Raw genomic sequence first — 25,740 nt, 5'->3', positions numbered from 1 at the left:
GCCAAGATGCAGTGAAGCAGGTTCTTCTCGGTGTCTGGCGAACTAGACCGGTCACCACCAGTTTGACATCACAGTTGCATCGCGTCATACCTTCTAGGTCGCCATTGACAGTACATCGAAAGAATAACCACAGAGCGACGCTGACCTTCAAAGGGCCACGCCGAATCTCTCGTACTTTCCGGCTCATCTGAATATTCGGAAAGTCTGCGCTGTTGGCGGAAGTGAAGACTGTCTCGTGACTTAATGAGATGCAGCGGGATTTAAAAATTGCAATCTGATTCGGTTGTTGCGCGCAAAGCAATTAGAAAACCGAAAGAGCTAGCAGACAGAGGTGAGTAATGATAATTCATGGCGAGCACACTCCAGAATTTCAACGGATGTTGTATATCGACGGCAAGTTTGTGCCGCCGTTGGATGGCGGTACTTTCGATGTTGTCAATCCTTCAACCGGTAAGGTTCTTACGTCGGTCGCCTCGGCCGGACCTGAGGATGTGAACCTCGCCGCGAAGGCGGCATATCGCCAATTCAAGTACGGTGAGTGGTCGCGGATGGATGGGAGGGAAAGAGGACGACTGCTAAATCGACTGGCGGATCTTGTCGAACGAGATAAGGAGTGGATCGCCAGACTCGAGTCCATGGACAACGGCAAACTATACCGTGTTGCGCTGCATGCGGATGTGCCAAACCTTGTCGCGACTTTTCGATACTTTGCCTCACTCGCCGACAAGTTGTTCGGCCAAGCTATCCCAACTCCCGCGGCTTTCGGACGGCCGACCCTCACCTATACGGTTCGCGAACCCCTCGGCGTTATTGGCGCCCTCGGTGCGTACAATGCGCCGACCGTATATGTTGGCTGGAAGTGTGCCCCGGCGCTGGCAGCAGGAAATACCGTGATCTACAAACCTGCTGAAGAAGCTCCGCTGACGACGCTCTATCTTGCTGAGCTCTTTGACGAAGCGGGCTTTCCTGCCGGCGTGTTCAATGTCGTGTCGGGCTTGGGGCCAATCGTTGGCCCAGCAATCGTCAAGCATCCAAACGTCGCGAAGGTGAGCTACACCGGTGGTGGGGCAGTAGGGAAATTGCTTGCGGCGGAGGCGGCTCAATTGTTGAAGCCGATGACGCTGGAGCTCGGAGGCAAGGCTCCTGCAATCGTCCTCGAGGACGCACGTCTGGACGAGACATTACCCATGCTCGCTATGGGTCTGTTCGCGAATCAAGGGCAAATCTGTGCAGCTAGTACACGGATTCTTGTGCACCGTTCGATTCATATGCAAGTGATAGAGGGCCTAGCGGCTGCAGCCGATGGACTGCGGCTCGGTGATGCGCTCGATCCAGACTCGACGATGGGACCCCTGACCACCGAACGTGCCGTCGAACGTGTACTGCGCTACATAGATAGCGGCAAGAAGCAAGGCGCGCAACTGATTTCTGGCGGTGGGTTATCGCCGATCGGTAGTCAGTTCGTCGAGCCTACTGTCTTTGTCGGCACAAACGACATGACGATCGCCCAGGAAGAGATATTTGGGCCGGTCGGAATTGTCGTCTCATTTGAAACGCACGACGAGGCGATCCAAATCGCGAACAATACCAAGTATGGCCTGAGCGCGAGCATCTTCACTCGCGACATCTCTCACGCGAATCTTCTTGCCCGGAAGATCGAGACAGGAACTGTATGGATCAACGGGTTCGCATTGATCGATCCTGCCGTTCCATGGGGCGGTGTGAAGCAAAGTGGCTATGGTCGGGAGAACGGCCATGACGGGCTGGCGGACGTTACGTACGAAAAGGCGATCAGCGCGCTGCTGTGAAAACCGCGGAGCTATTCAACGGCGAATTTTCGCAAACGAAGTGGAGTACTGAAATGGATCGTGTTGTTGAAAGAGCAGCTTCGGGATCGTCCAGCAAAGCAGAGGGCGCCGGAACAGGGGCTGAGACGCTTCCGGTGATGACAGGCGGCGACGCGTTGGTTGCCGGCTTGCGCGACCACGGCGTGGATACCGTCTTTGGACTGCCTGGAGCCCAGACATATGGGCTGTTCGATGCCATTCATAGAGCTGGCCCAGAAATGAAGGTCGTAGGTGCTCGTCACGAACAAACCTGTGGTTACATGGCGTATGGATATACCCGCTCAACCGGGCGCCCGTCGGTTTTTTCGGTGGTTCCCGGGCCGGGGGTGCTCAATGCAAGTGCTGCCATGCTTACGGCGTTTAGCGGTAATGAGCCGGTCCTTCTGCTCACGGGACAGGTACCGACCGCGTTTCTCGATCTTGGACGAGGTCATTTGCACGAGATGCCCGATCAGCTGGGGACATTACGAACGCTGGTCAAATCTGCGGAGCGTGTCGAAACGCCTGGGACGGCTCGTAGTCAAGTTGCGCAGGCATTTCAGAAAATGCTTTCAGGCCGTCGCGGACCCGCGGCACTTGAGATGCCTTGGGACGTCTTCACGGCCAGATCCCCTGTCGCGGATCCAGGGGACACTTCACTACTGCCGTCTCCGCCGGTTGACAGCAATCAGATAGACCGGGCCGCGACGCTGATCGCAAACTCTCGCAGGCCTATGATCTTTGTCGGCAGCGGCGCGATTGGGGCGGCAGATGCGGTTCGGGAACTCGCCGAGATGCTCGACGCGCCCGTCGTGTCTTTCCGAAGCGGGCGGGGGGTTCTAAGCGATGACCACCCCCTCGGCCTCACTATCGTGCAAGCTTACGAGCTATGGGACAAGACAGATCTGGCGATCGGAATTGGCACGCGTATGGAAGTGCCTGGCTGGCGCTGGGGCTATCGTCCTCCGGAACAAAAGTCGGTGCGAATCGATATCGATCCTGCCGAAATGCGGCGGACGGTGCCCGACGTTTCGGTGATTGCCGATGCAAGACCGGCCGTTGAGTCGCTGATTGCAGCGGTCGGCCGGCATGGGTTCATGCGCACCGCCGGGCGTCGGCAGGAGATTGGGGATGCTGCGGGACGAGCGATGCAGACGCTCGAACGTGAGCTCCAGCCTCAGATGTCCTATCTTCAGGCGTTGCGAGAGGTGCTTCCTCGGGATGGCATCGTTACCGACGAACTCTGTCAGGTAGGTTACGGTGCATGGATTGCCTTTCCTGTGTACCAGCCTCGCACCTTTATCAGTTCCGGCTACCAGGGCAATCTCGGGTCGGGTTTCCCTACCGCATTGGGTGTCAAGGTCGCACACCCCGATCGTCCGGTGGTGGCTCTGACGGGCGACGGTGGCTTCATGTTCGCCGTACAGGAGCTTGCTACTGCAGCGCAGTATCGACTCGGAGTAGTGACCGTCGTATTCAACAACAACGCCTTTGGCAACGTGTTGCGTGACCAGGTTCAACAGTTCGAGGGCCGTGACATAGGATCGAGGCTGGTCAACCCTGATTTCGTAAGACTTGCTGAGTCGTTTGGCGTCGCAGCGGAGCGTGTTGCTAATCCTGAAGCCTTCAAGCGAGCGCTCGAGCGGGCGCTTGCTGACGGTGGTCCGCGCCTGATAGAGGTGAGAGTTGAAAATGAACCCAGTCCGTGGGGTTTCATTCACCCTAAGCGACCCTAAGCGCTACCGCCGCTCTGTGGATGCGCAGAGCGGTGGGTTGCACGGGTAGCGCGACAAGGCTAGGTCGGCGGTGCGGCGGGCGGACTTGGCTGCGGGCCCGCTAGCCTTTGCAGGATGAACCTGCTGGCACCGACATCCAGCTCAGGCGAAAAGCCATGACAATTGGCTGGTTCCGTGCAGCAGGGAGAGACCAGACAGTTGTGCTAGCGGATGCTGATGGCGCTTAGCTTGGGCAACAAGTGTGCTGGTCAGGCCAGGACATCAAGGCGATCGAGGATCGTAGGGTGCTGACACGAGTACAGACGTAGTGGACTGCGGTGTGGCCTCCTAGTGCGAAACATGCTGTGAGTTTGGACGCTAGAGTGCCTACCGACGTTTCGGATTTGTCAGACGGAAACAGCCATGGGAAGGAAACTGTCTTACCAATGGAAGATTGTAGCCATGCTTAGATCTGGCTTCCGATTTGAGCTGATGTTCTCGCCGCTGGATGGTAGGTTTATCGAGCGCGTGCGCGTAAAGGATCCATCAGGGGATTCGCGTGAAATCATTCAATGGTGGAGATTGAAAAGAATGCTTGAGCGCGGAGTACTACAGCTAGATGGGCATACTCTTCAGACGTCGTGCAAGCTCAGGCTTTCCGAAGAGCTAAGAATTGTCGAGGCGACGACGAAAGGCATGGGAGAAAATTTTCCAGATGGTGCTGTTGATGACGCGTAGAGGACGTAGAAGGAGCATTCAAGATCAGACTTCTACTATGTGATTGACGTCGGGGCCCAGCGGCATGATTTCCCCCCCCAATTGACGAGATTTCAGATGCAACCAATTCTTCCCTCCTCCTGGCGTATCCATCGTGGGTTTCTGGGCGTCATTTCACTGGCGATTGGCGTCATGGTTCAAGTCCCTGCAGCCGCCGCTGAGCGTGTCAACAGTCTCGCGCCTAGTCTATATCGCAGCGTTCGCGCCAGACAATGGCGAGTCCGTGCAAAAGCTGATCACCAATCCCGCTCCTGGTGCGCCGTTGCCCCCGATCCTGCCGGCGGTCGATGGGTTCCTGTTGCTGGATAGGACAAAATTCGCCGCGGCGTTCGCCGGCGACGTGAAGCCTGAACGAGCCGCCTTCCTGACGAGCGCTCAGGTGCCATGGGGAGCGGATGCCATGCGGGGTGAAGTCACCTTCCCTGCATGGGGGGCCAAGCCGAACTGGTACCTGGTTACCCAGGACGACAAAATGATTCCGCCGGACGCCAAGCGAAGCGCGCTGGTGCTAGGGTAGTTGAAACGTCCGGCAGCCATGCTGTCTATGAATTGAAGCCTGCCGTTGTCGCAGCCCTGATCGAAACGGCCGCGATGGCGAAAGACTGAGCGCCTCGCGCAGTTCGCAAGAAGCCCTTCGCGCTGAGTGTTGAAGGGCGTTTTGTGGAGCGCGCGCCTCGAACATTGTCAAGTTTGTAGGCGCTGTCATCTGCTCCCGATTCGTCGAGGAGTTCTGTTAGCCGCTCTAAGCGCGATAAACGACATGCGCACCGTTAACACGTGCCTTTCGCCATGAGGTCAAGTGCAGAAAATCGGTTTCTGCGCAAGATACTGTGGATCAAGGGCCACGTAGGGATAAGCCGTCGTCATCAATTCGTTCCACCAACTGGTCCCCAGCCTTCCAACCCAACTGCGCACACAAATCAGCGGGCAGAAGGGATCAAGCCAAATCGCGCAGACGTCATCCGAGCACTCCGCCCAAGAAAAAGGTGGCCTCATTGGCCGTCGTCTTGAATCCAGCTTCCTCCAGGCACAGGAGAATTCTTACAACATGCTTGGGGAACTCTTTCCTGAGTTCCTTGAGTTCAATGACGGTACGCTTCACAAATATGTCCGTCCGAAATCCATCCACCTCTATCCAAGTTCAACTGAAGTCTGTCCGTCAAAAATCCACTTCGCATACCCATAGCGGAGCCTTCGAAGCCATGCTGCTCGGAGAGAACATCCTTCGCCAATGACACACATTCGCGCAAGGGGACTTAACCGATGATGCTCGGTAGTTGTCATTCAGTACATTCTTCGAGAGTCGCTACTCGAAATGCTGCTCAAGTATCAAGCAGATCAACTTGCGCGCCATCTTCGGCATCGGTCGATGTTCGGCGGATTCGGTGGGTAATAGCCAGTTGTCCAACGCTCTCTTCGTCGTAGCAATCTCTTCCGCGAACTGTTTCCGATTCATTGAAAGATGAGTCATAGCGTAGCGTAGGAGGTCTTGTTGTTTGAATTTGTCGAAGTCCATCCCTAATGATCCTGTTGGCGAGCCGGCAGCATTGGTGCTTCCGGGCGAAGGCAGAGTGGCAAGTGAGTCGTGACGCAGAGGGGGGGAGGTTGAGTGGTGTCGCCGCTTCGCTACAGATAGTGAGTATCAATCTAGCGATCTTGTCAAGCCGTCATCTAAGATCGCCAGGCGTTCCGAGCCTTTCGTGGATGAGCGTGCCGCGTGCCGGTGCTGCACTAGTTCTATCGGGGGCAGGTTGATCGAATGTCAACCGCACACAAAATAAACATTAAATTTACGTGAGGGAAGGATATAAGTGTCTAGCTTTGTGGTGATTCTAACGGGAAGGAAGAAGAATTCGCGTTAGCGTGACGTATTTCATCAAATGACCGTCACTTTAATCAAATCTGATGGAATTAAGTTGAAAGTTGGTGATGAGATACGCGCATATCACGGGGACATTTACATCTACCAAATAGCGTCCTAGTATCCTGTTGATCGTGGAGTGGAACGGCGACTACAGCAATGGAATAGTGAGTCCTCAAATTGACCCATACAATCCTTCCGTCCTCCTCCTTTTCCGAGATGCTGCATGTGCTTCGGCGCCGCTCGGGTCTCAAGCAGAAAGATGTGGCCATTGCTGCAGGTCTCGATCAGTCGTACTTCGCGTCGTTCGAGAACGGTCGCAGAGCTCCCCCTTCCTTGGAAGCACTGCATAAGATTCTCGACGCCATCGAGGCGGGCCCTGAGGATCGAGCGACGCTATTGCACGCCGCATTTTGGGAGCGATCCGGGCATCAGCTTGAGCAGTTGCTGCCGCAGGCACAGCTCGAATCTCTACGTGAACATCTCTACCAGTTGGTCAAGAAGGACCAAGTTGGTATCGAGTTGCTGTCGAAACTATCCTCTCTGCCTGACGAGAAGCTTCAACTCCTCGTTTCAGTAGCAAGTTGGCCATCCAATGCGCTGGACATCGTTTCATTGTTCGCGAGTCTTCCACCTCGGGAGTTGTCCTTGGTGACAAGGGTGGTCGCAGCAGCCGTACGAGCTGAGCAATCCGAGGAGGAGACCATGTAAAAAGAAAACGGCGAGACACCCTTTCGAGCACCTCGCCGCTTGCCTCACCAGAAAATCAACATACTGGCTTGGCCTAGGAATCCCCAGTATGTCGTTCTGGTGGGCACGCGTCAAGGGACTCCTTTTGTCCAAAAAATGGCGCCAGTGTCCAGACCTAGACACCGGCGCCCACAAGGAGAGCGCCAGTGTCCAAGTCAAGTCCACATGCCAGCTTACAGAGCCGGCACCAGCCGTCTTTGACCTACCGGGAGCCCGACGGTGTTGTGATTCGGGGTCGACTTGTTGATCCTGCGGCGCCAATGCGGGAGATCGAGAACCTACACCCCGGTCGTACTGTCGGCGGAAGCTTCTTCCCTGGACGTGGTACCTACCATGCCATCGACGAATCGGCGTTGGAGGCGCTTGCAAGCCTAGCCATTGCACTTGCAGCGGATATCCACTTTGCCGCCACCCAGCCGCTTAGGTTGACGTATGAATGGCAGGGCAGAAAGCATAGATACACCCCTGATATCTATATACGGCGTAAACGCGGTCCCGCTCTGGTCGAGGTCAAGGAGTTAGAGACCCTGCTCCGCTACGAAGATCTCGAGAAGCATGCAGCTAAAGCGCGTCAGCTCTGTGAGCTACACGCGTCGTTGGTCTTCATTACAGATGATGTCTTCAGTTGCGGACGCTTCCTAGAGCAGAACCTGCTGAAGCTGCAAACGCACCTTCGGCTCCCGCCGGACGACTCCTCCTTCAGCGTGATCTCACATGTGCTGCGCGACCAAAGCCTGTCTATCAAAGATGTCATGTACGCAGCCGACGTATCTTTTGGCGAGATTCTACGTCTGCTGGCACACCGGCGTTTGGCTTGCGACTGGTACGCCGAACTGACGCCTCGGAGCGGCATCTCGCTCCCTGGCAGACCGTTCAGCTTGTTCGATTCATCGGAGATTTTGAATGCAGGTGAATTCAGTGATCTTCTGGAAGAGCTCTCTTTGGGTCGTATCCCGAAGGATCAACGAAGGCTACAACTTGCGACGGCTCCGAGATCAGTACTTAAGATACGTTCCAGATTCGGAAATATTCTCTAGACGCTTCTCATTGGAGAGCAGTGTCGTATCCGAGAGCGAATCGTTTAGATTCGATGTTATGGCACGAAGCCAAATCCTGGAAATTGAGAGGTCTTTGTCGGAGCTAGCATGGAACGCTTCTATCTTTCCAAGGGACTAGTCATAGAAGGTAGCGGCACGCTTTGGGAACTTGTCGGTCGAAGTCATGAGGAGATCTACTTCAAGGATCCTTTGACTGGGGTATCAACCGTGATCCGGGAGGGCGACTTCTGGAGTCGACTCGCGGAAGGTAGCATCAAGATAAAGAAGGCGTTGTCTAACCACGGTGAGCTGAGATTCAAGGTAAGCGCGAAATTGACCCCACCTAGTATTTGCGGCTGAGAGTGGGCAGGCTTGCGTCCGCAACCACTATTTGCGGACGCAATCATGATGGAAGCCGAGTTTGACGTTCCGCCGCTGAGGGTGATCCGTATTCGCTCCAACGGAAAGCGGGACTTTGACCGAAGGGACAAGCGCCGACTGGTCGAGGCATGTCTGCGGCCTGGGGTATCGGTAGCCGGGATGGCTCTCAAGCTCGGCATCAATACGAACCAGTTGCGCAAGTGGATTCGGCTGCACCAGGTCGCAAATGAAGCCGCCGCGGCCACAGGGTCTACGTTGCCGGCGTTCGTGCCGGTCGTCGAGGTGAGCGACGTGATGCGTGTCACGGAACCGCCGGTGGTGCGTGGAAGTCCGCCGGCCGAGGCGCCTGCTCGCACGCAACCATCGCAACGCCCATCTCTGACACCAGCGCTACTGAGGGCGCGGCTACCCAACGGCGTGACGCTCGAACTTGAATGCGGCGGGCAGGACGTTACGCTTGTGAAGGCGATGATCGAAGCGTTGGGAGTGCGTTGATGTTCCGATTCGGCGCCGACGTGCAGGTCTACCTTCACCGCAATGCCGTGGATTTCCGCCTCGGGATCAATGGATTGGTTGCGCTGGTCGAGCAGTCGATGCAGCTTGATCCCTTTGCCCGCGCCGTCTATGCCTTCCATAACCGCCGGCGCAACCGCGTCAAGCTGTTGCTGTGGGACCGCAACGGGTTCTGGTTGCTGCTCAAGCGCCTGGAGGAAGACCGCTTCGCGTGGCCACGGCGTCAGCAAACAGTGATCGAGCTGACAACCGAGCAGTTGCACTGGCTGCTGGACGGTATCGATGTGGACGCCGTGCAGCGCCACCCGTCACGCCAATATCAGCACACGGCTTGATTGCTGTTCGGGGTGACGTATACCTATCTGCGTGGTAGCTGCGCTATCGTGTCCAGCATGAACGAACACGACTTCTCGGGATTGCCGCCGGCGGCCCAAGCCTATATCCGCGAGCTCGAAGCGCGGGCTGCCACTAACGCCCAGCACATCGCCGAGCTGACCGAGCGCATCAAGCTCCTCGAAGAGCAGTTCCGCCTCGCACAGTCCAAACGCTTCGCACCGAGCAGCGAGAAGCTCAAGGACCGCGTGTTCGATGAAGCCGAGCAGATGGCTGCCACGGCTCTGCCTGATGACGAGGATGACGCATTCGCGCTTCCGGACACGGGATTGCCGGAACCTGACAGGTCTGCAGGCCGAAAACGCGGCCGCAAGCCGCTACCGGCAGAGCTGCCGCGCCAGCGCATCGAGTACGACCTGACCGAAGACCAGAAGATCTGCCCATGCTGTCAGGGATCGATGCACCGCATGGGCGAGGAAGTCAGCGAGCAGTTGCACATCGAAGCAAAGGTCTCGGTACTGCAGCACGTACGCTTCAAATACGCGTGTCGGCACTGCGATCGCAATGCCGAGCGCACGCCGGTGTTGACCGCGCCGATGCCAGCCCAACCCCTGCCGGGCAGCAACGCAAGCCCGGCGATGCTGGCGACGGTGACCATCGGCAAATACGTTGACGGCACACCGCTGTACCGCATGGAAGATGCGCTGGGGCGCGCTGGGATTGCGGTTGGCCGTGGCACGCTGGCGAACTGGATCATTCGCCCTGCGCAATTGCACTACAGCCGTCTGTACGAGGCGCTACGCCGCACGCTGCTGTCGCAGCCACTGATCCATGCCGATGAGACGACGGTGCAGGTGCTCAAGGAGGAAGGCAAGGCCGCGCAGAGCAAATCGTATATGTGGGTGTATCGCAGCGCGGAGGATTGCGAGCATCCGGTGGTGCTATTCGACTACCGGCCGGGGCGCGGACAAGAGTATCCGCGGGCGTTCCTCGCCGGCTACGAGGGCATGCTGATGACCGATGGCTACAGTGCCTGGCGTACCCTCGAAGACGTCACGCACTTCGGCTGCCTGGCGCACTCAAGGAGGATGTTCGTTGATGCGCAAAAGGGTCAGAAGAAGCCCAGCGCTCGAGTGGGAAAGGCCCTCGAGTACTTCAAGGCCCTGTATCAGGTCGAAGCGCTCGCCAAGGAGGATCTGCCCAACGGCGAAACACGCGCCAACTACACGTACCGGCTGCGTCAGCAACACAGCGTACCGTTACTGAAAGCCTTCAAGGCGTGGCTGGATGAGCAGGCGCCGCAGGTACTGCCGGAAAGCCTGCTGGGCAAGGCCATCGCCTACGCGCGCAATCAGTGGGAATACCTGAGTCGATACGCTATCGATGGACGGGCGCCGGTGGACAACAACGCGGTGGAACGTGACATTCGGCCATTCTGCACAGGCCGAAAGGCGTGGCTCTTCGCAGACACCGTGGCCGGCGCCAAGGCAAGCGCCATGATCTATAGCCTGATGCTGACGTGCCGGGCCTGTGACGTCGAGCCATATGCCTATATGCTCCACGTGCTCACAGAGTTGCCACAGCGAACGCCAGACGCCGACATCAGCGACCTGTTGCCGTTCAACTTCGCCCCGCCGAAAGCCGCCCCGCCGCATCCTGCCTGAATACGCTCGTCGCACTCAAGGTGTGCCGAAACTGGCGCTTACGATTCAAGGAAGGCGACGATCAGGATGTGTCTATCTCTCTGATGCACTATAGCGAGCGTGAGCAGCTGCACGTATTGAGAAAGCTCTCCTACATTCAGGGGATACAAGACCGTGGCATCACCCGAGGACAGCTTAAGCTGATTGCCGAAGCGGCAAGGATGATCGCCGCTGAGTTGGGCGACAAGAATACCCCAGGTGAGTCATCGATATCCGCCTGGATGAAAAAGTACGAGGAGAGCGGAAGCCAACCAACTAGTTTAGTTTCCGGTCGTGAAGGCGTCCGGCGGTCAGCCAGCGTGGACGCCTCACATGAGGAAATTGTAGATAAAGTTATTAATGATAAATACTGTAATCTACGTCGCCCATCCGTAAAGACAGCTTATCTAAGTTACATTCGATCCGTAAGAAGGGAAAACCGCCAGCGCGCTGAGCATGGCGTAACTGAATGCCGTGTAATGTCGGAGCGAACGTTCCTCCGGCGTATCAAGGCTAAGCCTGCTTTCGAAGTCTACGAGTCGAGGTATGGGCACCAGGCGGCACTGGCGAAGTTCAAGCATGTCAAGAGCAGTAGTCCGGCCAGATCCATTCTCGACTTTGCTGAGATTGATCACACTAGGCTCAATCTTTACGTTATCGACGATCGCCTCCTGATCCCGCTGGGAAGACCCTGGATCACGGTCATTAGGGATCGATTCTCCGGCGCGGTACTCGGGTTCTTTGTTACCTTTTGCGCCCCAAGTTTGCGGAGTGTATTCGGCGCGCTGAAGCACTCGATCCTCCCTCATCGGGATGTCAGGGGATTTTGGCCAGGAATCATTAATGAATGGACGCCATGGGGCCTTTCAGCCGCGTATCAGGTCGATCGAGGTGCAGAGTTCATGTCGGAGAGCTTTCGCATAGCGATAGCAGAGCTTGGCGCTCGGTACGTGTACAGTCCGGCGCGCCAACCATGGACAAAAGGCTCGATAGAGCGATTCTTCGGAATGATGGAGCTAACGTTCCTCGACGACATTCCTGGAAAGACGTTCCGAAGTCTTCTGGTCCGTGGTGAGTACGATCCTAAGACTACTGCGGTTGTCCGCTTCTCCACGCTGATCTATCTTCTCCACAAATGGGTTGTCGACTTTGTGCATATATCTCCAAATTCGAGGAAACATCTATCACCCATTGAGATCTGGAATCAGCATGTAGATGATATCGATCGGGTCGGGATAAGTCATATCGACAAGCTGGAGGCAGTGTTGGGCCATCGTAGGACCGCGCCGCTGACACGTAGGGGCATCGCTTTTGAATCCCTCCAGTATGCGTCTGCAGATACAGATGCTCTTTTTAGGAAACATGGCCCCGGCTTGCTGGTTGACTACGTCGTGGCACCCGAGAATCTCGGGTTCATCCATCTACTTCATCCAGACCTCAAGAAGTACGCTTGCATCCCGTGTACCTCTCTCGATTACGCAAACGGACTGAGTCTATTCCAACATAAGCTGCTGAAGCGCTATATCAAGGACTACAGACGACGCCACTGCGTGATTGATGATCTGGCGAACGCTCAAGGTGAGATCCATGACTCCCTACACAAGGATATCAACAAGCTCGGACACCTTGGGCCGAGGGAACTGACCGGTCTCGCGGCACTGGCACAATTGGACAGCGCCGCGATCTATAGGGGCGAAATCAGATCGGTTCTCGATTGCACCAGTGTTCCCATTGATATCTCACCTAAGGATCGGGAAGAGATATCTAACCAAGGTATCTGGCCTACTGCGGACCGTCAGCGTCCCGACAACTCGGACGAACAAGTTCCCGGATGGAGCATGGATTGAGGCATGCTATGACGAGACCATTCCCGAGTAATCAAGGCAGAGCGTTGCAGGGAGAGTTCCCTGATCAAAACCTTTTCGGCGACTACCGAGCTCCTGCGAGCGCGGTGGATCGCGCCTTGAAAAGTTCCGGTTCCGGTGAACCTACGGATTCCCTTCTTGATGATGTCATTGAACGCCTTCGCGTCGAAACAGTGGCTTCAACGAGGGCGATCTTGGCCATTCAAACCTTAATCGCCAGAGCGAACGTGACGAAGCGACCGGGCGGCCTTCGGATATATGGCGTCGGCGGGACCGGGAAGTCATTCATCTTCGAAAAGATAATGAAGATGTATCCCAGGATTGATGGCGGCTTTCGGATCCAATGTCCCGTTGTATGCATAAGCATCCCGCGCAGGCCCACACCAACGTCCGTGGCAGATGCGATCCTGAAGGCATTGGGTAACAGCATGCCAGGAGCAAGGGACGCGGATGAGAAGTTGGAGAAGGATGTGATTAGGTCATTGGATGCGTGTCAGACCACCACCATGCTGTTCGATGAAGCACATCGAATCCTCCCCGCTTCTCGCATGCGTGGCAACAAGGACATGCTGGCTGGCGACGTGGGTGAGTATATGAAGAGACTGTCCGACCTGTCGGGGAGGGGGATGGCGTGGGCAGGACTGCATAGCTTTAACGAACTTTGTGAGCACGACGATCAGCTTGGCAGTCGATGGCCCGGCTCCATTGAGCTTCCGCAGTACAAATATACGGGCGAATGGCGATCGTTGCTTGTCGGCTTAGGTAACGCACTAGCGGGTGGTACAGGCTACAAGTTCGACTTCGATGTTACAGCAGAGGACGTTTCGAGAAGGATGCATGCAGTAACACACGGGAACTTCAGACGACTGAAGCACCTCGTCTCGGAGATGGTTCGCATCGCTTCTGAGGAACGCATGCTGAAGTTGCGAGAAGAGTATCTCGAACTAGCCATAGACCGACTGGCCATGCGCGCCGTCGAAATCGACCTCTCCCAGGAGAGCGAATCAGATTCCTCCAGAACGTCATCGAAGCCAGTACGTGGAAAGACGAGCGTCCTGTCCCGCAGGAGGTGACTACGATGGAAAGGTTATTTTATCCCATCGGTCCGCATCCCGCAGAGAGCGTTCGGAGTTACATCCTCCGAGGCGCCGCTGCCAATCGTGTGTCACCGACTGAACTGACCCGCAAGATATTCAGGGACCCAAAGCGAATGTCCATCGGGTGTGCAGCTCTTCTTGCGGAGGTCCTGCGTAGCGATCCGATCAACGTTGCGTCCCTTGATGGATACTGGCGCGTTGGAAATTGCAGACGGGGAGAATTTCGCCACAATGATACGTGGCTGAACCATGCTGAAATTATGCCTCGTGCACGACTGGCTGTTTGTCCGATCTGCTTGATAGAAGCACCAGTACTGCGATTTGCATGGGAGTTTGGACTAGCTGCCGCTTGCAGGAAGCATGCCGCTTCCCTGATTGATAGTTGCCCTACCTGCGGGCGGAGGATCGGGGCATCAAGGCGTAGCATTGTTACTTGTATATGTGGGAAGGATTTCAGAAAGGTTCAACCATGCTATGCATTGCGATCCGCTCATACGATTAGCGTGCTATTGGAATCGACTGGTCCCCAATGCAAGCTACCGGCACTCGGGCCTACGTCGCAGGCAGTGAACAACCTGCTCCTTGCCGACAGGTCTTCAGCACTTCGGACACTACGGTTTCTGGCGTTGTTGCCATTTGACGAATCGAGCGCTGCCATCCGTGCGAGGCGGGGTGGTGTTGAAATAAATGTAAGCCAAAGTGCACGGCGAGCACAGGTGATGATGGAAATGTTGGACGCCTGGCCTGAGAGCTTCGCAAGTCGAATTTCCGCATTTGCAAAGTGCAAGGCTGCTACCTCAAGTGGTGAGGCATCACGGATGTTGCGTGGTGTACGAGATGGTGTTGCGTGGGCAACAGAACGGAATGATCCCTTGGGAGTCTTCGCACTGTTTCAACATTGCGCACGGTCTATTACTCGAGAGCTTCGTATGGATGGAGCGCTCCGAGGATATGTGAAGCAGCTGGAACTGGATTTAGACTAGCTCCTGCGCGGGCAGCGCATCGGGACCAGGGTGGGATTGTTACACAGGCACAAAGGGAACGAGATGACGCCACGACATATGTACCCGGATAAAGACCCTGACGGAGCCATCCTTGCTCGGCATCGAACCCGTGCGTTAGTGAGGCGTAGCTCTTCCCTTCCTTGGGGGTGCGAAAATACACCACGACTCCACGGTTCTCCACAACCGATACTGGGCGAGGCGATTAGCAGTTGGATCTATCGAGTCGGGTCCCACCATCGCTTGCATCCTCGAAGGTTGATTCGTGCCATTGGATACGATGGGCCCAGCACCGGTCTAGACTTCGGGCTCGACCGAGCCATTGTGCGTGACCGCTTATCGATACTTCTTCAGACGCATCCAGCCCCTATCGCTGCGCTCACTTTTACGACTCATTCTTACCTGAATAACAGCCACTATCTCTTTCTCACATACCAGTTTCATTCTGGGCGCCCAGTACAGAGGTGGTGTCCGGCCTGTATGCGTGACGGCGCTACGCCATACTTTCGCTATGTCTGGCGGCTCGAATTCAACCTTTGTTGTCCAGAACATCAATGCTGGCTACGAGATCAATGTACCGCATGTGGTGCGAGGCAAGACCTGGCCCTCAGCGGTGACAAGGGCCGTTGGTCTTTGCCCGGTGCGGTTGGCCGTTGCATCAAGTGCGATGGGGAACTCGCACTTCAAAGCTGCACGAAGCTAGATGATGAAGATTTCGAATTGCTGCGTGGCTTCTATGAAGAGGTTGCTAAATGCCTGGACGCCGAAGACTACGTGCCTCGAGGTAGTGCACGTTTGGATACGCTTCCTAAACTCGATCGACTTATTCTACGTATCACGCGGCGGACTCATTCATCTAGGAAGCGCATCATCGGATTTAAGTACGATGTCATCTTTCGTGAGCGGTGGCATAAGTTTAGCACCGTAGATGTTTTTTCCGGGAAGTAGGAGAAATGATATGACGTCATATAAAGACCGGAAAACGGTATTTGGCAGGCAACATGAACGATCTGATCGGCAGAAGTCGCTGTCGTTTATCGGGAGAATGAATATGTTAAGAGTTCGAGTGGAACTAATACAGAATGGCGATGAAACAGCGGCCCGTTTGCTGGGAGACATCGAAATCGCGAATGACGGGACTGGAACTGAGTTCACCGGAAACTATGACGTTGTCTTGAGGGAGTATGGGCAGAATGCGAATGGGGCGACGTCGGTCTACGTGACAACGGCTGTTATTGAGGATATTGAGCGAGACATCGTTCGGCCGCTACAGGTCGTGGGTGTGAGTCTTGATCTATTGGCGCCGGTCAAAAGGACAATGGCGAGCAACTGTAGATCATGGGGGAGGATCCTCTCTCAAAAAGAGACGTGAAGCTGATGTCGGAGAGAGGTGGAGAGCAGGTTTTTTGGCACGATTGGCTGAGCTGTTTAGGCACAGTCGGAGTAAGGGGACGATGCGATGAGAAAGCCGACAGCACGTCAACAGTTGACTCATGCAGCAGCCTTTGAAGGCATTCCTGAGGCTTGGGATGCCGATACATGGATACTGCTGTCACAATGTGTCCGGCGCAAGCCGGAGATGTTCGCGAGTTTTATTATCGACGCCGGTAGCGGAGTCTGTTTGGCAGCTCGCATTGACAGCCGGCCGCTAGGAGAGGAAGTATCGTCATTCCTAGATTGTGTCGTCGAATCACTAGGTGAAATGCAGGCGCGGCCAAGGCATGTCATTACCGATCGCAATAGAATAATCAATCTAGGATGGCTCGCAAGCTGGGGCTGCAGCCGAAATGTTGAAATAGGTCTTCATCCTGCGTGGACAATTCATCACGCTACACGAAATGTGATGGCGAAATTCACACTGTTACTGAATAGCGATTCACTTGCGAATTCTTTTCAAGAACGTGGCTTATTGGCGCTGGGTGTTGAAGTCGATCGCTGGCGATCGGAGTTCAATGTTTCGCTGCACGGTTTTAGCGTGGCTTGATGAGGCATGAGTCGTATGGAGTCGTTTAAGATGGTTTGGACGCATGATGTTGGGAAGCCGTGGAGGGAGGCGCAAGAGCGCCACATTTGTTGAAATGATTGTTTTCCTTGACTACGATGGCGTTCTCCATCCCGATGCGGCTTACTATGTGCAATCTAGGAGAAGGTCCTATATTGAACTACGTGCCGATGGTGAATTGTTCATGTGGATGCCAATACTTGAACGACTTCTCGAGCCGTACAGCGATGTGAAGATCGTCCTATCGACTTCCTGGGTCCGTGAGCTTGGCTTCTCGAAGGCAAGAGCTTTTCTATCGCCTTGGTTACAAAGTCGTGTAATCGGGGGTACTTGGCATTCGATGATGTCGCAGCACAGGGAAGGCTTCCACCGGATCTCTGAAAGATGGAGCGAGCTGACGCGGTATCAGCAAATTGCAAGATACATCAGCACGAAGAAGCCGGGGGACTCTTGGATCGCAATCGATGACGACATTTTGGGTTGGGATCAAAGCGTTGCGCATCGGCTTGTTGCGACCGACCCAAGTACAGGTCTTTCTGACCCGGCCACTCAAGAGTTGTTGATCGAACGGTTGTATGCTTGCGCGCACAGCAGTGATCGTGGTGGTGGCTCGTGCATCTACGATTGACTTTGGGGGGGGCGACCGTGAGGCTCTATGTTGATTGCGAGTTCACAGACTTCATCAGTTGCGAGTTGATTAGTATTGCGTTGGTCAGCGAAACTGGTGATGAGTTCTACGGCGAACGGTCCGATTTCGACGTGTCGGTATGTAGCGAGTTTGTTCGCGAGACAGTACTGCCGCAGCTTGGGAAGCAGGCCGCTCCACTCTACACAGCTTGTGAGTTGCGCGATGCATTGCTCAACTGGTGGCAGGGGATTCCCGCTGCAGGTGGCGAGTGCCTAGTTTGCGTCGACAACGTTATTGATTGGGATCTGCTCATCGATCTACTAGGAGAGGTCCCTAGTGGGTGGCGAGGGGTTCTTGTCGGGCACTTAATTAATCCTAGCCAACAGGAAGCTTATTTTTCCCAATATGGTGGTAGGCATCATGCCCTACATGACACCCGAGCATTGCGAGCCTCGTTAGTAGGGGAACTCAGCAATGTTGTCCCGGTAGCTGATGTGAAGCCTTCACGCTTCAATTTTTGACTTATACCTTACCGCCGTCAGAAATCATGGCGCGCATACTAGACAGTCTCGCGGATTTGAGACTGTAAGCTCTTATGTAACAGCGTAGTAGCTTTTCTTGGCCCTGATATCGAATGCTGGTATTCCTCGACACCGAATTCACAAATCTCGCCGACCGAGAACCTATCAGCATCGGGATGGTGTCGGAGGATGGGCAGCATGTTTTCTACCGAGAAGTGGCGAACTTCGATCTCGATACGTGCAGCGCGTTCGTACGGTCGAATGTTGTACCCCTTCTCGGGCGCTTTAAGGATGTGACCGTCCAGGCAGCAATGCTGCCCGTTGACGTTCGGAATTGGATTGGTACCCTTCCTCGAAGTTTAACCATTTCGTGTGATAGTGAGTGGGACTGGGAAATCTTCGTCCAACTCGCAGGCTATCCCCTCCCGATGAACGTCTCCGGGCGATTTGACTTGCGTCCGCTCATTGACACAGCGGTGTTTCACAAAGCGGTTTGTCGATTTCACGAGCATCCTGATCGCCCATGGCACCACGCGCTACAAGACGCGCATGCGCATCGATTGGGCTGGATGGCGTGGAAGGATGCGCGCAGGCGGACGAAGTTGGTCGCCAAGTAGATAATACAACGTATCGCATGGCGGACTACCTGGTTGCGCACGGTCTGGTGCCGGACCGGCTGATCCACAGTGAACGGTACACCGCCGGCGAGGCAATACGAAACTGCTGTGACATTCTCAATGGCTTACAGCGTCAAGGCCAACTGGCCCTTTGCTGCCATGCCAATTTCCAGCTACCCACGTATCCCAGTCCTATGCATAGGCTAGGTCCCCGTCACCGGAAAACGATGGTACGGCAGAGCCTTGAATGTCGTGCCAAAATTGTTCTCGCCAAGGCATGGGGACTTAGGCCAGGCGAACGAAAGAGCGACGTCCTTTGTAATCGTGCACGGGCACTATCTGCACCAACTCTTGACGAGTCATTATTCGCTGATCAGCCTGAGCAAAAACCAAGGTACGCGATCTGGAAAGATCAGGGCGGCACACAAAGCGCCAATGCCCACTTCCATCCGCATCAGACTGGCGTCACCCAATAGCTGAGGGACACATACTGTCGACCAGCGGTCACGCAGGTCGCTCAGCGTCCAGACGCCGTGGCCGACTTGGAAGACGTGATTTCGCCCTTCTCGGATCACTATCTCGGCGAACTCGGTGTGATCGCTTGGGAGAAAAATGAACGCATGGGCATGATCCAGTCGCTCCATGTCTGGATCGAACACGTCATCAAGTCCAAAGTAGGAGCCGAGTAGCATCGTCAGTGCCAACATTTCCGACGGATTGGCGCGAAGTTCCCCATCGCTTTCGCCGTCTGCGCGAGCACGGAGGCACAAGTACTTAAATGCCTCAGCGGGTTTCAAACTACAATGTGCGAAGGCACCATTGCAATTTAGTAGCCCGCTCCAGAGCATCCCAAGTAACTGTTCGCCATGCTCTGCGGTCCCATTCCTACGATGCCATACCAGGTAAGTCATCCAGAATGGGGTCTCACGCTCGCTCATGCCACACAGGTTCGCTCCGTACTCGTCGAAAAGTACCTGCTGAACAGCAATAAAGCGCTCACTAAGCTCTCGTGTGTCGACTGAGAGATGCTCGGCAATCAGAAGAGCGGCGGCTCCCCATCCGAGAATTCGGGAAATTCGCTGCGGAAGAAGGAACAGATCGGGAATTCCGGACTGACAAATGCCGCCCGGTTGCCGAAGAGCGACTGCTGTCTCGTCAAGGGCAGTGGACACCTGCTCTATGAGGTCCATACCGAGCCGGCCACACAGGCCGGCGATATCCGCGTCCCTGATGACATCTCTAAGCAGCATTGCTATGCAGGTCGCAGTTATCTCGGCACGCAAGAAGCTGTGTTCTCGTGAACCAGGGCTACTGAGGAGAGATCGATGGATACCCTCGACAAGCTGCGCTGCAGCTCCGGGGATTGGTGCAAGATCACGTACGTGCTGATAGAGGCCCTGAAAGATTGCACGCGGAGACATGTCTTCCGCGCGACCAGACATGAGCCGGAATATGAACGGCGTGCATTCCGCAATCAGTTGTCCGGCGGCGGAGTCGGGCGAAATCCCTGTTGTTCCCAGCATGGACCAAGCCCCTTCCGAAGCGTGAGGATTGGTACAGATCGCTGCAGCACCATAAAGATTCATGCCCCAAACCGATGGCGATTGCTCGCCCGCTGATTCCGAGATAACTGTTTGAGCCGCAGCTCTGCCAACGTCAAGCAGGTCCAGGTGGGAGGATCTGGACCCCGTGTCAATGTCCCCCTTCAGGACGCGAATCAGCGCCGAGGTGCCGTATCCTCCGGTCGCAACTTCGGCGGCATACTGATCGCTTGCAGCGGAGACGAAGATGGAAACGCCGACCGACTTCGATCGTCCGATGATCTCAGGCTTCAGGAGTGCGCCGATATCGGCAACCATACCGCCTGCGTTGCAGGCGTCAATGATGATATTGCAGTGACTGACGCCGGACTCGTTGACAAACTCAAACAGATGGGTCAGCGCGAAACCACTGGTGGACATTTTGTGAACCTGCGTGTCCCGGACGCAAAAGTAATAGCTCCCATACGATAGAGTCCCGTGTCCCGCAAAGAAGACCGTAAGGGTTGTTGCGCGCACCGTCCCGTCTTGCATGTGGGATAGCGTGTTCCGCAGCTCTTGCAGTGTGGGAGAAGGAAGCAAGACAGAATGTGTTGGGGCAAAAACAGCACTTGGACCCGACGTCAGGGCTGCATACATTTCCCTGGCATCCCTTTCCGCCCCTTGAAGCCGGTCAATGTACTCGTATTCGTCGCAACCGACGCAGAGCAGCATTGCAGTCATGGTCGCGGACCCCGAAACTTCTCACGACGCTCCCTTTCCCGTGACAGTGCGTCGTCTGTCTTCTTCTTGGTTAGCGCCTCAATTCGCTCCTGAATGTCCGGATCCTGTGCTGTCAATAGTCGAGGATCTAATGCTTGAAGATTCTCAGGAGCAACGTAGATGGAAGGGCGCGTGACATTGCCTTCGCGGTCGACACCAAATTCAATCTTCTCGAGCATCTCTATCAGAGATGCTGCAACATTGCCCTGGTTGTGGACCACGTTGCCCACTCGATCTGCCCCCGCGCTAACGGTCGCGAATAGGCTCCTAACCAGCGCTTCGTGCATGGCATCGGTGAGCGCGTCGGCTTGCTCTTGGATGATCGCGAGCCTTCCGTTCTTGACGTCATCAAAACGAATAGAGATTTCATGCGAGTGGGTCTTGAGTTCTGTCACCTCATCGGGTTCAGAACTGTTATGGGCCTGCCACGCGACACCGTGCGTGAAGTGCTGCACATTGTCTGCATTGATGAATTCCGCACGGCGGACCTCCAGCCGATCGGCCACCATACGATTGAATGCCTCCATTAGCTGCCTTGACTCCTGAGGCCACGGGAAGATCTTGTAGTCGTGCATGCTCATTTAGTGTGAGATCTGCTGCTTCGCCTTCCATTGCGATCAGACTCAATGCCATGCGTCGTGTTCGCATAGCGCAGGTGCATGTGAAGCCTTGTCGCTACATTGCTGGCCGAGGTGCGACTCCTAGGAATCCAACCAGGTCGCTTGGCCGTGTGATGCGAACGGGAGGCGGCGATGTGCGGCGTAAGTCTTGCTGATCAAGATGTCGATTGAGTGACGTATTATGCCTCTGTTGCCGAATGGCACGAAATGTGCCAACTCTGACGATGATTGGCAATTTTGGACGACCTGCAAAGCGTCAGAGTGTGGCTAACTAATTGATAAAAAAGAAGATTTTATCTGGGTATTCTTGGCGGACGACAGCGGGGGCGGGCACGTGGCTGCCAATGCCGGCAGGGTCCGCAATGCCGGTCGCGGGCGCCGCTCTATAATCGCGCTGCCAACAACAATCTGAAACCTGCCGGCATCCGCGTGCGGACCCCGGCATGTTCGCCTATTTGCCTCTATCCGCATTGGAAATCTTATGAAGAAGATCGCTGCATTACTCCTGATTTCGTCCGTGGCGCTGTTTGCGGCGTGCGGCAAGAAAGACGCAGCCCCCGCCGCCGGCACCGACACGGCCACGGCCACGGCCACGGCCAGCAAGATCATTGTCGGCCTGGACGACAACTTCCCGCCGATGGGTTTCCGCGATAACAGCAACGAGCTGGTCGGCTTCGATATCGATATGGCAAAGGAGGCCAGCCGCCGTCTCGGCATGACGGTTGAATTCAAGCCGATCGACTGGAGCGCCAAGGAGGCGGAGCTCAACGGCAAGCGCGTGGATGTGCTGTGGAACGGGCTGACCATTACCGAAGAGCGAAAGAAGAACATCAGCTTCACCGCGCCCTATATGACGAACCACCAGATCGTCATCGTCGGTGCCAACTCCCCGGTGAAGGCCAAGGCGGACCTGGCCGGCCGCGTCGTCGGCGCGCAGGACGGCAGCAGCGCGGTGGATGCGATCAAGAAGGAAGCCCAGGTCGCCGCCAGCCTGAAGGAACTCAAGACCTTCGGCGACAACGTGACGGCCCTGATGGACCTGTCGACCGGCCGCCTCGACGCGATCGTGGTGGATGAAGTCGTGGGGCGCTACCTGATCAGCAAGCGTGCCGGCGAATACAAGGTGCTGGAGGAAAACTTCGGTACCGAAGAGTATGGCGTGGGCGTGCGCAAGGATGACGCCGAGCTGCTCGGCAAGCTCGACAAGACCCTGGCCTCCATGAAGCAGGATGGCACGGCAGCCCGCATCGCCACGCAGTGGTTTGGCACTGACATCACCAGGTAATCCGGACGCTGCGTGACGCCCTGCGCCGTTCAGGCCGGGCGCCGCGCCGCATCCGGACCCGGGCGCCGCCCTGGCGCCCGGGATTCCACCCCTTTCTGTTTCACGCGAGCATGGACTACGTCTTATCTCTTCTGGCGCCATTGGCGCAGGGTGCGCAAGTCACGCTCACACTGTTTGCCATCACGCTCGCCCTGTCGGTGCCGCTGGGCCTGGCGCTGGCGCTGGCACGCATCTCGTCATGGCCGTGGCTGAGCGGCCTGGTCAATGGCTACATCTGGCTGATGCGCGGCACGCCGCTGATGCTGCAGATGCTGTTTATCTATTTCGCGCTGCCGTTCGTGCCGGTCATCGGCGTGCGCCTGCCCGACTTTCCCGCCGCGGTGGTCGCCTTTGCCCTGAACTACGCGGCCTATTTCGCGGAGATTTTCCGTGCCGGGATCAAGTCAGTCGATCGCGGCCAGTATGAGGCCAGCAAGGCGCTGGGCATGAGCTACTTCCAGACCATGCGCCGGGTCGTGCTGCCGCAGATGGTCAGCCGGGTCTTGCCGCCGGTCAGCAACGAAACCATTACGCTGATCAAGGACACGTCCCTGATCTACGTGCTGGCCCTCAACGATATTCTTCGCACCGCGCGCGGCATCGTGCAGCGCGATTTCACCACCACGCCTTTCCTGGTCGCCGCGCTCTTCTATCTCGTGATGACGCTGATTCTGACCTGGTTCTTCCAGAATCTCGAAAAACGCTATGCCAAACATGATGACTAGCCCGACCGGCGCCACGCCGAACCATGCGCCCGGCGTCATGATCGCGGCGCGGGACATCTTCAAGTCGTTCGGGCCGTTGCAGGTCTTGCGCGGTGTCTCCCTGACCTTGCGCAAGGGCGATGTCACCGCGGTGATCGGGCCGTCGGGTTCGGGCAAGAGTACCTTGCTGCGCTGCCTGAATCATCTTGAAGTGATCGACCGCGGCACCGTCGAAATCGAAGGCGAGCCGCTGGCCGCCGCCGGCCCCGACGGCGCAGCCAGATATGTGGCGGACGCGGAAGTGCGCCGCATCTGCCGGAAGATGGGCATGGTGTTCCAGTCGTTCAACCTGTTTCCGCACATGACGGTGCTGCAGAACATCATCGAAGCACCCATGACCGTCAAGGGACTGGCGCGCGACGCGGTGGTGCCCAAGGCAGAGGAGCTGTTGCGCAAGGTCGGCCTGCTGGCCAAGCGGGACAGCTATCCCGCGCGCCTGTCCGGCGGCCAGAAGCAGCGGGTGGCGATTGCGCGGGCGCTGGCGATGGAGCCCGACATCATGCTGTTCGACGAGCCGACTTCCGCGCTGGATCCGGAACTGACCGGGGAGGTGCTGCGCACCATGCGGCAACTGGCTGACGAACATATGACCATGCTTGTCGTCACGCATGAAATGGGGTTTGCGCGGGAAGTGGCAAACCATGTCGTGTTCATGGACGAGGGCAGGATTCTTGAGGAAGGGCCGCCAGAGGACGTGTTCGGGGCACCAGCCCACGCGCGCACGCGCGAATTCCTGGCGCACATGCTCTAGACGGCGCCTGCGCCGCCACGCCGCGTCCGGTGGCAGAATAGCCCGCAGCCGGTGGCGACGGTGCCATCCGCCTGCCAATACATAGGAGAAGACATGCCGTACGAAAACATCTTGGTCGAGACGCGCGGCCGCGTTGGCCTGGTCACGCTGAACCGCCCCAAGGCCCTGAACGCGCTCAATGACGCGCTGATGGATGAACTGGGCGCCGCACTGATCGCCTTCGACCAGGATGAGGGCATCGGCGCCATCGTCATTACCGGCAGCGAGCGCGCTTTCGCCGCCGGCGCCGATATCGGCATGATGGCCAAGTATTCCTTCATGGATGTGTACAAGGGCGACTACATCACCCGCAACTGGGAAACCATCCGCAAGATCCGCAAGCCGGTGATCGCCGGCGTGGCCGGCTATGCGCTGGGTGGCGGCTGCGAGCTGGCCATGATGTGCGACATCATCATCGCGGCGGATTCAGCCAGGTTCGGCCAGCCTGAGGTGAAGCTGGGCACCATGCCCGGCGCCGGCGGCACCCAGCGCCTGCCGCGCGCGGTGTCCAAGGCCAAGGCCATGGACCTGTGCCTGACCGCGCGCATGATGGACGCCGCCGAAGCCGAGCGCGCCGGCCTGGTGTCGCGCGTGGTGCCGGCCGACAAGCTGCTGGACGAAGTGCTGGCGGCCGCCGAGACCATCGCCGGGTTCTCGCTGCCGGTGGTCATGATGATCAAGGAATCGGTCAACACCGCCTACGAGACCACGCTGGCCGAAGGCGTGCACTTCGAGCGCAGGCTGTTCCATTCGACCTTCGCCAGCGAAGACCAGAAGGAAGGCATGGCCGCCTTTGTCGAGAAGCGCGCGCCGAATTTCCAGCATCGTTAATAGTCTGGATCAGGGAATACCCGAGGTCCGCGCGGGGGTATTATCTTTCTCCCGCGCCTGGGTTTCCGGGGATTTCCTTTGCAGCTCAATGGGTTACGACATAATCACCGAAACCCCTAGCGGATCATCGTGACAAAGTTGTTGCAAGGGCGGCGAAACCGGCCTACTATTCGCCCCCTCGCAACACACAACGCAGCGCTGCAAAGCAGACGGGGCAAGGGTTGCGGGGTTGACCGGAAGGTTGGTGCAGCGAAGTTTGCAGTGCCGGCCGCAGCAAAAAAAGATTGCTGAAACGGTTGACGAAACGAAGAAAGCTCTGCATAATCTCGTTTCTCTGCTGCAGCAAACGCAGCGACGCAAACGGCAAAGCCGGTAGCGCAGTTCTTTAACAAACAAACAACCGATAAGTGTGGGCGCTGGGTAGCGGACGCCGCTGTCTTCGGACAGTGTTGCTTCACAAGTTATACAGTGCTCGCACAGCAAAACGTGACTGGGTCTTTGGATC

Annotated in this window: 27 protein-coding genes; 23 read left to right on the top strand and 4 right to left on the bottom strand. The window is 56.5% G+C overall.

All coding sequences use genetic code 11. The annotated features are described in order from the left end of the window. Positions 1 to 377 precede the first annotated feature (377 nt). From ACREYQ_RS15070 to ACREYQ_RS15055, 4 genes are all read left to right on the top strand, one after another. The gene (locus tag ACREYQ_RS15070) at positions 378 to 1,808 is read left to right on the top strand and encodes an aldehyde dehydrogenase family protein (protein WP_432258365.1); all 1,431 of its coding nucleotides are present in this window, start codon (positions 378 to 380) and stop codon (positions 1,806 to 1,808) included. After that, positions 1,805 to 3,562 (top strand): thiamine pyrophosphate-dependent enzyme, encoded by a 1,758-nt coding sequence (locus ACREYQ_RS15065; RefSeq protein WP_432258364.1) that lies wholly within the window; start codon positions 1,805 to 1,807, stop codon positions 3,560 to 3,562. Before ACREYQ_RS15070 ends, ACREYQ_RS15065 begins: the two co-directional genes overlap by 4 nt. A 402-nt stretch (positions 3,563 to 3,964) precedes the next feature. After that, positions 3,965 to 4,279, top strand: coding sequence for a hypothetical protein (locus tag ACREYQ_RS15060; RefSeq protein WP_432258363.1), 315 nt, complete (start codon positions 3,965 to 3,967; stop codon positions 4,277 to 4,279). A gap of 262 nt (positions 4,280 to 4,541) precedes the next feature. After that, positions 4,542 to 4,835 (top strand): hypothetical protein, encoded by a 294-nt coding sequence (locus tag ACREYQ_RS15055; RefSeq protein ID WP_432258362.1) that lies wholly within the window; start codon positions 4,542 to 4,544, stop codon positions 4,833 to 4,835. A 441-nt stretch (positions 4,836 to 5,276) separates the two neighbouring features. Here ACREYQ_RS15055 and ACREYQ_RS15050 read toward each other — a convergent pair whose 3' ends face one another. Next, complete coding sequence (locus ACREYQ_RS15050; protein ID WP_432258361.1) at positions 5,277 to 5,420, bottom strand: hypothetical protein; 144 nt, start codon at positions 5,418 to 5,420, stop codon at positions 5,277 to 5,279. A 204-nt stretch (positions 5,421 to 5,624) separates the two neighbouring features. Next, on the bottom strand, positions 5,625 to 5,834 hold the full coding sequence (locus ACREYQ_RS15045; RefSeq protein ID WP_432258360.1) for a transcriptional regulator: 210 nt from the start codon (positions 5,832 to 5,834) through the stop codon (positions 5,625 to 5,627). Between the two features lie 525 nt (positions 5,835 to 6,359). Here ACREYQ_RS15045 and ACREYQ_RS15040 point away from each other — a divergent pair. The 15 genes from ACREYQ_RS15040 to ACREYQ_RS14970 all read left to right on the top strand — a co-directional run bounded on the left by ACREYQ_RS15040 (position 6,360) and on the right by ACREYQ_RS14970 (position 18,606). Continuing rightward, complete coding sequence (locus ACREYQ_RS15040; protein ID WP_432258359.1) at positions 6,360 to 6,890, top strand: helix-turn-helix domain-containing protein; 531 nt, start codon at positions 6,360 to 6,362, stop codon at positions 6,888 to 6,890. Between the two features lie 185 nt (positions 6,891 to 7,075). Next, the gene (locus ACREYQ_RS15035; protein WP_432258358.1) at positions 7,076 to 7,966 is read left to right on the top strand and encodes a Tn7 transposase TnsA N-terminal domain-containing protein; all 891 of its coding nucleotides are present in this window, start codon (positions 7,076 to 7,078) and stop codon (positions 7,964 to 7,966) included. A 108-nt stretch (positions 7,967 to 8,074) separates the two neighbouring features. After that, the gene (locus ACREYQ_RS15030; RefSeq protein ID WP_432258357.1) at positions 8,075 to 8,326 is read left to right on the top strand and encodes a hypothetical protein; all 252 of its coding nucleotides are present in this window, start codon (positions 8,075 to 8,077) and stop codon (positions 8,324 to 8,326) included. 45 nt (positions 8,327 to 8,371) lie between these two features. Next, complete coding sequence (tnpA, locus tag ACREYQ_RS15025) at positions 8,372 to 8,842, top strand: IS66-like element accessory protein TnpA (RefSeq protein ID WP_432258356.1); 471 nt, start codon at positions 8,372 to 8,374, stop codon at positions 8,840 to 8,842. Beyond that, positions 8,842 to 9,195 carry an IS66 family insertion sequence element accessory protein TnpB gene (tnpB, locus tag ACREYQ_RS15020; RefSeq protein ID WP_006163467.1) on the top strand — a complete coding sequence of 118 codons (354 nt, stop codon included), beginning with the start codon at positions 8,842 to 8,844 and terminating at the stop codon, positions 9,193 to 9,195. Before tnpA ends, tnpB begins: the two co-directional genes overlap by 1 nt. A 57-nt stretch (positions 9,196 to 9,252) precedes the next feature. Next, the gene (tnpC, locus tag ACREYQ_RS15015) at positions 9,253 to 10,857 is read left to right on the top strand and encodes an IS66 family transposase (RefSeq protein WP_432258355.1); all 1,605 of its coding nucleotides are present in this window, start codon (positions 9,253 to 9,255) and stop codon (positions 10,855 to 10,857) included. Positions 10,858 to 10,925: 68 nt separating this feature from the next. Then, complete coding sequence (locus tag ACREYQ_RS15010; protein WP_432258354.1) at positions 10,926 to 12,722, top strand: hypothetical protein; 1,797 nt, start codon at positions 10,926 to 10,928, stop codon at positions 12,720 to 12,722. A gap of 116 nt (positions 12,723 to 12,838) precedes the next feature. Continuing rightward, complete coding sequence (locus ACREYQ_RS15005) at positions 12,839 to 13,813, top strand: TniB family NTP-binding protein (protein WP_432258353.1); 975 nt, start codon at positions 12,839 to 12,841, stop codon at positions 13,811 to 13,813. Positions 13,814 to 13,818: 5 nt separating this feature from the next. Further along, positions 13,819 to 14,820, top strand: a complete 1,002-nt coding sequence (locus tag ACREYQ_RS15000; protein WP_432258352.1) for a TniQ family protein — start codon at positions 13,819 to 13,821, stop codon at positions 14,818 to 14,820. Positions 14,821 to 14,883: 63 nt separating this feature from the next. Next, complete coding sequence (locus tag ACREYQ_RS14995) at positions 14,884 to 15,786, top strand: TniQ family protein (protein ID WP_432258351.1); 903 nt, start codon at positions 14,884 to 14,886, stop codon at positions 15,784 to 15,786. Between the two features lie 10 nt (positions 15,787 to 15,796). Continuing rightward, positions 15,797 to 16,210, top strand: a complete 414-nt coding sequence (locus ACREYQ_RS14990; protein ID WP_432258350.1) for a hypothetical protein — start codon at positions 15,797 to 15,799, stop codon at positions 16,208 to 16,210. Between the two features lie 87 nt (positions 16,211 to 16,297). Then, on the top strand, positions 16,298 to 16,822 hold the full coding sequence (locus tag ACREYQ_RS14985; protein WP_432258349.1) for a hypothetical protein: 525 nt from the start codon (positions 16,298 to 16,300) through the stop codon (positions 16,820 to 16,822). A gap of 43 nt (positions 16,823 to 16,865) precedes the next feature. Further along, positions 16,866 to 17,468, top strand: a complete 603-nt coding sequence (locus ACREYQ_RS14980; RefSeq protein ID WP_432258348.1) for an HAD domain-containing protein — start codon at positions 16,866 to 16,868, stop codon at positions 17,466 to 17,468. Between the two features lie 17 nt (positions 17,469 to 17,485). Continuing rightward, entirely contained in the window at positions 17,486 to 17,989 is a 504-nt protein-coding gene (locus ACREYQ_RS14975; RefSeq protein ID WP_432258347.1) for a hypothetical protein, read from the top strand. Positions 17,990 to 18,102: 113 nt separating this feature from the next. Beyond that, the gene (locus ACREYQ_RS14970; RefSeq protein WP_432258346.1) at positions 18,103 to 18,606 is read left to right on the top strand and encodes a hypothetical protein; all 504 of its coding nucleotides are present in this window, start codon (positions 18,103 to 18,105) and stop codon (positions 18,604 to 18,606) included. 362 nt (positions 18,607 to 18,968) lie between these two features. Here ACREYQ_RS14970 and ACREYQ_RS14965 read toward each other — a convergent pair whose 3' ends face one another. Beyond that, positions 18,969 to 20,867 carry a caspase family protein gene (locus ACREYQ_RS14965; protein ID WP_432258345.1) on the bottom strand — a complete coding sequence of 633 codons (1,899 nt, stop codon included), beginning with the start codon at positions 20,865 to 20,867 and terminating at the stop codon, positions 18,969 to 18,971. After that, the gene (locus tag ACREYQ_RS14960; RefSeq protein WP_432258344.1) at positions 20,864 to 21,487 is read right to left on the bottom strand and encodes a hypothetical protein; all 624 of its coding nucleotides are present in this window, start codon (positions 21,485 to 21,487) and stop codon (positions 20,864 to 20,866) included. The genes ACREYQ_RS14965 and ACREYQ_RS14960 overlap by 4 nt, the downstream gene beginning before the upstream one ends. Positions 21,488 to 22,007: 520 nt before the next feature. On the opposite strand from ACREYQ_RS14960, the gene ACREYQ_RS14955 reads away from it, so the two are divergent. From ACREYQ_RS14955 to ACREYQ_RS14940, 4 genes are all read left to right on the top strand, one after another. Beyond that, positions 22,008 to 22,811 carry an amino acid ABC transporter substrate-binding protein gene (locus ACREYQ_RS14955; protein WP_432258343.1) on the top strand — a complete coding sequence of 268 codons (804 nt, stop codon included), beginning with the start codon at positions 22,008 to 22,010 and terminating at the stop codon, positions 22,809 to 22,811. A 110-nt stretch (positions 22,812 to 22,921) separates the two neighbouring features. Continuing rightward, a complete protein-coding gene (locus ACREYQ_RS14950; protein ID WP_026201215.1) occupies positions 22,922 to 23,575 on the top strand; it encodes an amino acid ABC transporter permease in 654 nt (217 codons plus the stop codon). Positions 23,576 to 23,612: 37 nt separating this feature from the next. Beyond that, positions 23,613 to 24,365: an amino acid ABC transporter ATP-binding protein gene (locus ACREYQ_RS14945; protein WP_432260424.1), complete on the top strand. Its 753-nt coding sequence runs from the start codon at positions 23,613 to 23,615 to the stop codon at positions 24,363 to 24,365. 93 nt (positions 24,366 to 24,458) lie between these two features. After that, positions 24,459 to 25,235: an enoyl-CoA hydratase gene (locus tag ACREYQ_RS14940; RefSeq protein ID WP_432258342.1), complete on the top strand. Its 777-nt coding sequence runs from the start codon at positions 24,459 to 24,461 to the stop codon at positions 25,233 to 25,235. The last annotated feature ends 505 nt before the right edge of the window (positions 25,236 to 25,740 follow it).

Source organism: Cupriavidus sp. TMH.W2 (assembly GCF_050847365.1).
GTDB lineage: Bacteria > Pseudomonadota > Gammaproteobacteria > Burkholderiales > Burkholderiaceae > Cupriavidus.
Note: the sequence above shows the minus strand (reverse complement) of the source record. Positions and strands in the feature narration are given on the sequence as shown.

What these genes read in the sequence shown, in the direction of transcription:
- ACREYQ_RS14945 (WP_432260424.1), top strand. Translation starts at nt 23,613, where the DNA reads ATGATCGCGGCGCGGGACATCTTCAAGTCGTTCGGGCCGTTGCAGGTC.
- ACREYQ_RS15045 (WP_432258360.1), bottom strand. Translation starts at nt 5,834, where the DNA reads ATGGACTTCGACAAATTCAAACAACAAGACCTCCTACGCTACGCTATG.
- ACREYQ_RS14960 (WP_432258344.1), bottom strand. Translation starts at nt 21,487, where the DNA reads ATGAGCATGCACGACTACAAGATCTTCCCGTGGCCTCAGGAGTCAAGG.
- ACREYQ_RS14940 (WP_432258342.1), top strand. Translation starts at nt 24,459, where the DNA reads ATGCCGTACGAAAACATCTTGGTCGAGACGCGCGGCCGCGTTGGCCTG.
- tnpA (WP_432258356.1), top strand. Translation starts at nt 8,372, where the DNA reads ATGATGGAAGCCGAGTTTGACGTTCCGCCGCTGAGGGTGATCCGTATT.
- ACREYQ_RS14995 (WP_432258351.1), top strand. Translation starts at nt 14,884, where the DNA reads ATGACGCCACGACATATGTACCCGGATAAAGACCCTGACGGAGCCATC.
- ACREYQ_RS15060 (WP_432258363.1), top strand. Translation starts at nt 3,965, where the DNA reads ATGGGAAGGAAACTGTCTTACCAATGGAAGATTGTAGCCATGCTTAGA.
- ACREYQ_RS14985 (WP_432258349.1), top strand. Translation starts at nt 16,298, where the DNA reads ATGAGAAAGCCGACAGCACGTCAACAGTTGACTCATGCAGCAGCCTTT.
- tnpC (WP_432258355.1), top strand. Translation starts at nt 9,253, where the DNA reads ATGAACGAACACGACTTCTCGGGATTGCCGCCGGCGGCCCAAGCCTAT.
- ACREYQ_RS15030 (WP_432258357.1), top strand. Translation starts at nt 8,075, where the DNA reads ATGGAACGCTTCTATCTTTCCAAGGGACTAGTCATAGAAGGTAGCGGC.
- ACREYQ_RS14955 (WP_432258343.1), top strand. Translation starts at nt 22,008, where the DNA reads ATGAAGAAGATCGCTGCATTACTCCTGATTTCGTCCGTGGCGCTGTTT.
- tnpB (WP_006163467.1), top strand. Translation starts at nt 8,842, where the DNA reads ATGTTCCGATTCGGCGCCGACGTGCAGGTCTACCTTCACCGCAATGCC.
- ACREYQ_RS14965 (WP_432258345.1), bottom strand. Translation starts at nt 20,867, where the DNA reads ATGACTGCAATGCTGCTCTGCGTCGGTTGCGACGAATACGAGTACATT.
- ACREYQ_RS14950 (WP_026201215.1), top strand. Translation starts at nt 22,922, where the DNA reads ATGGACTACGTCTTATCTCTTCTGGCGCCATTGGCGCAGGGTGCGCAA.
- ACREYQ_RS15000 (WP_432258352.1), top strand. Translation starts at nt 13,819, where the DNA reads ATGGAAAGGTTATTTTATCCCATCGGTCCGCATCCCGCAGAGAGCGTT.
- ACREYQ_RS14980 (WP_432258348.1), top strand. Translation starts at nt 16,866, where the DNA reads ATGATGTTGGGAAGCCGTGGAGGGAGGCGCAAGAGCGCCACATTTGTT.
- ACREYQ_RS14970 (WP_432258346.1), top strand. Translation starts at nt 18,103, where the DNA reads ATGCTGGTATTCCTCGACACCGAATTCACAAATCTCGCCGACCGAGAA.
- ACREYQ_RS14990 (WP_432258350.1), top strand. Translation starts at nt 15,797, where the DNA reads ATGACGTCATATAAAGACCGGAAAACGGTATTTGGCAGGCAACATGAA.
- ACREYQ_RS15070 (WP_432258365.1), top strand. Translation starts at nt 378, where the DNA reads ATGTTGTATATCGACGGCAAGTTTGTGCCGCCGTTGGATGGCGGTACT.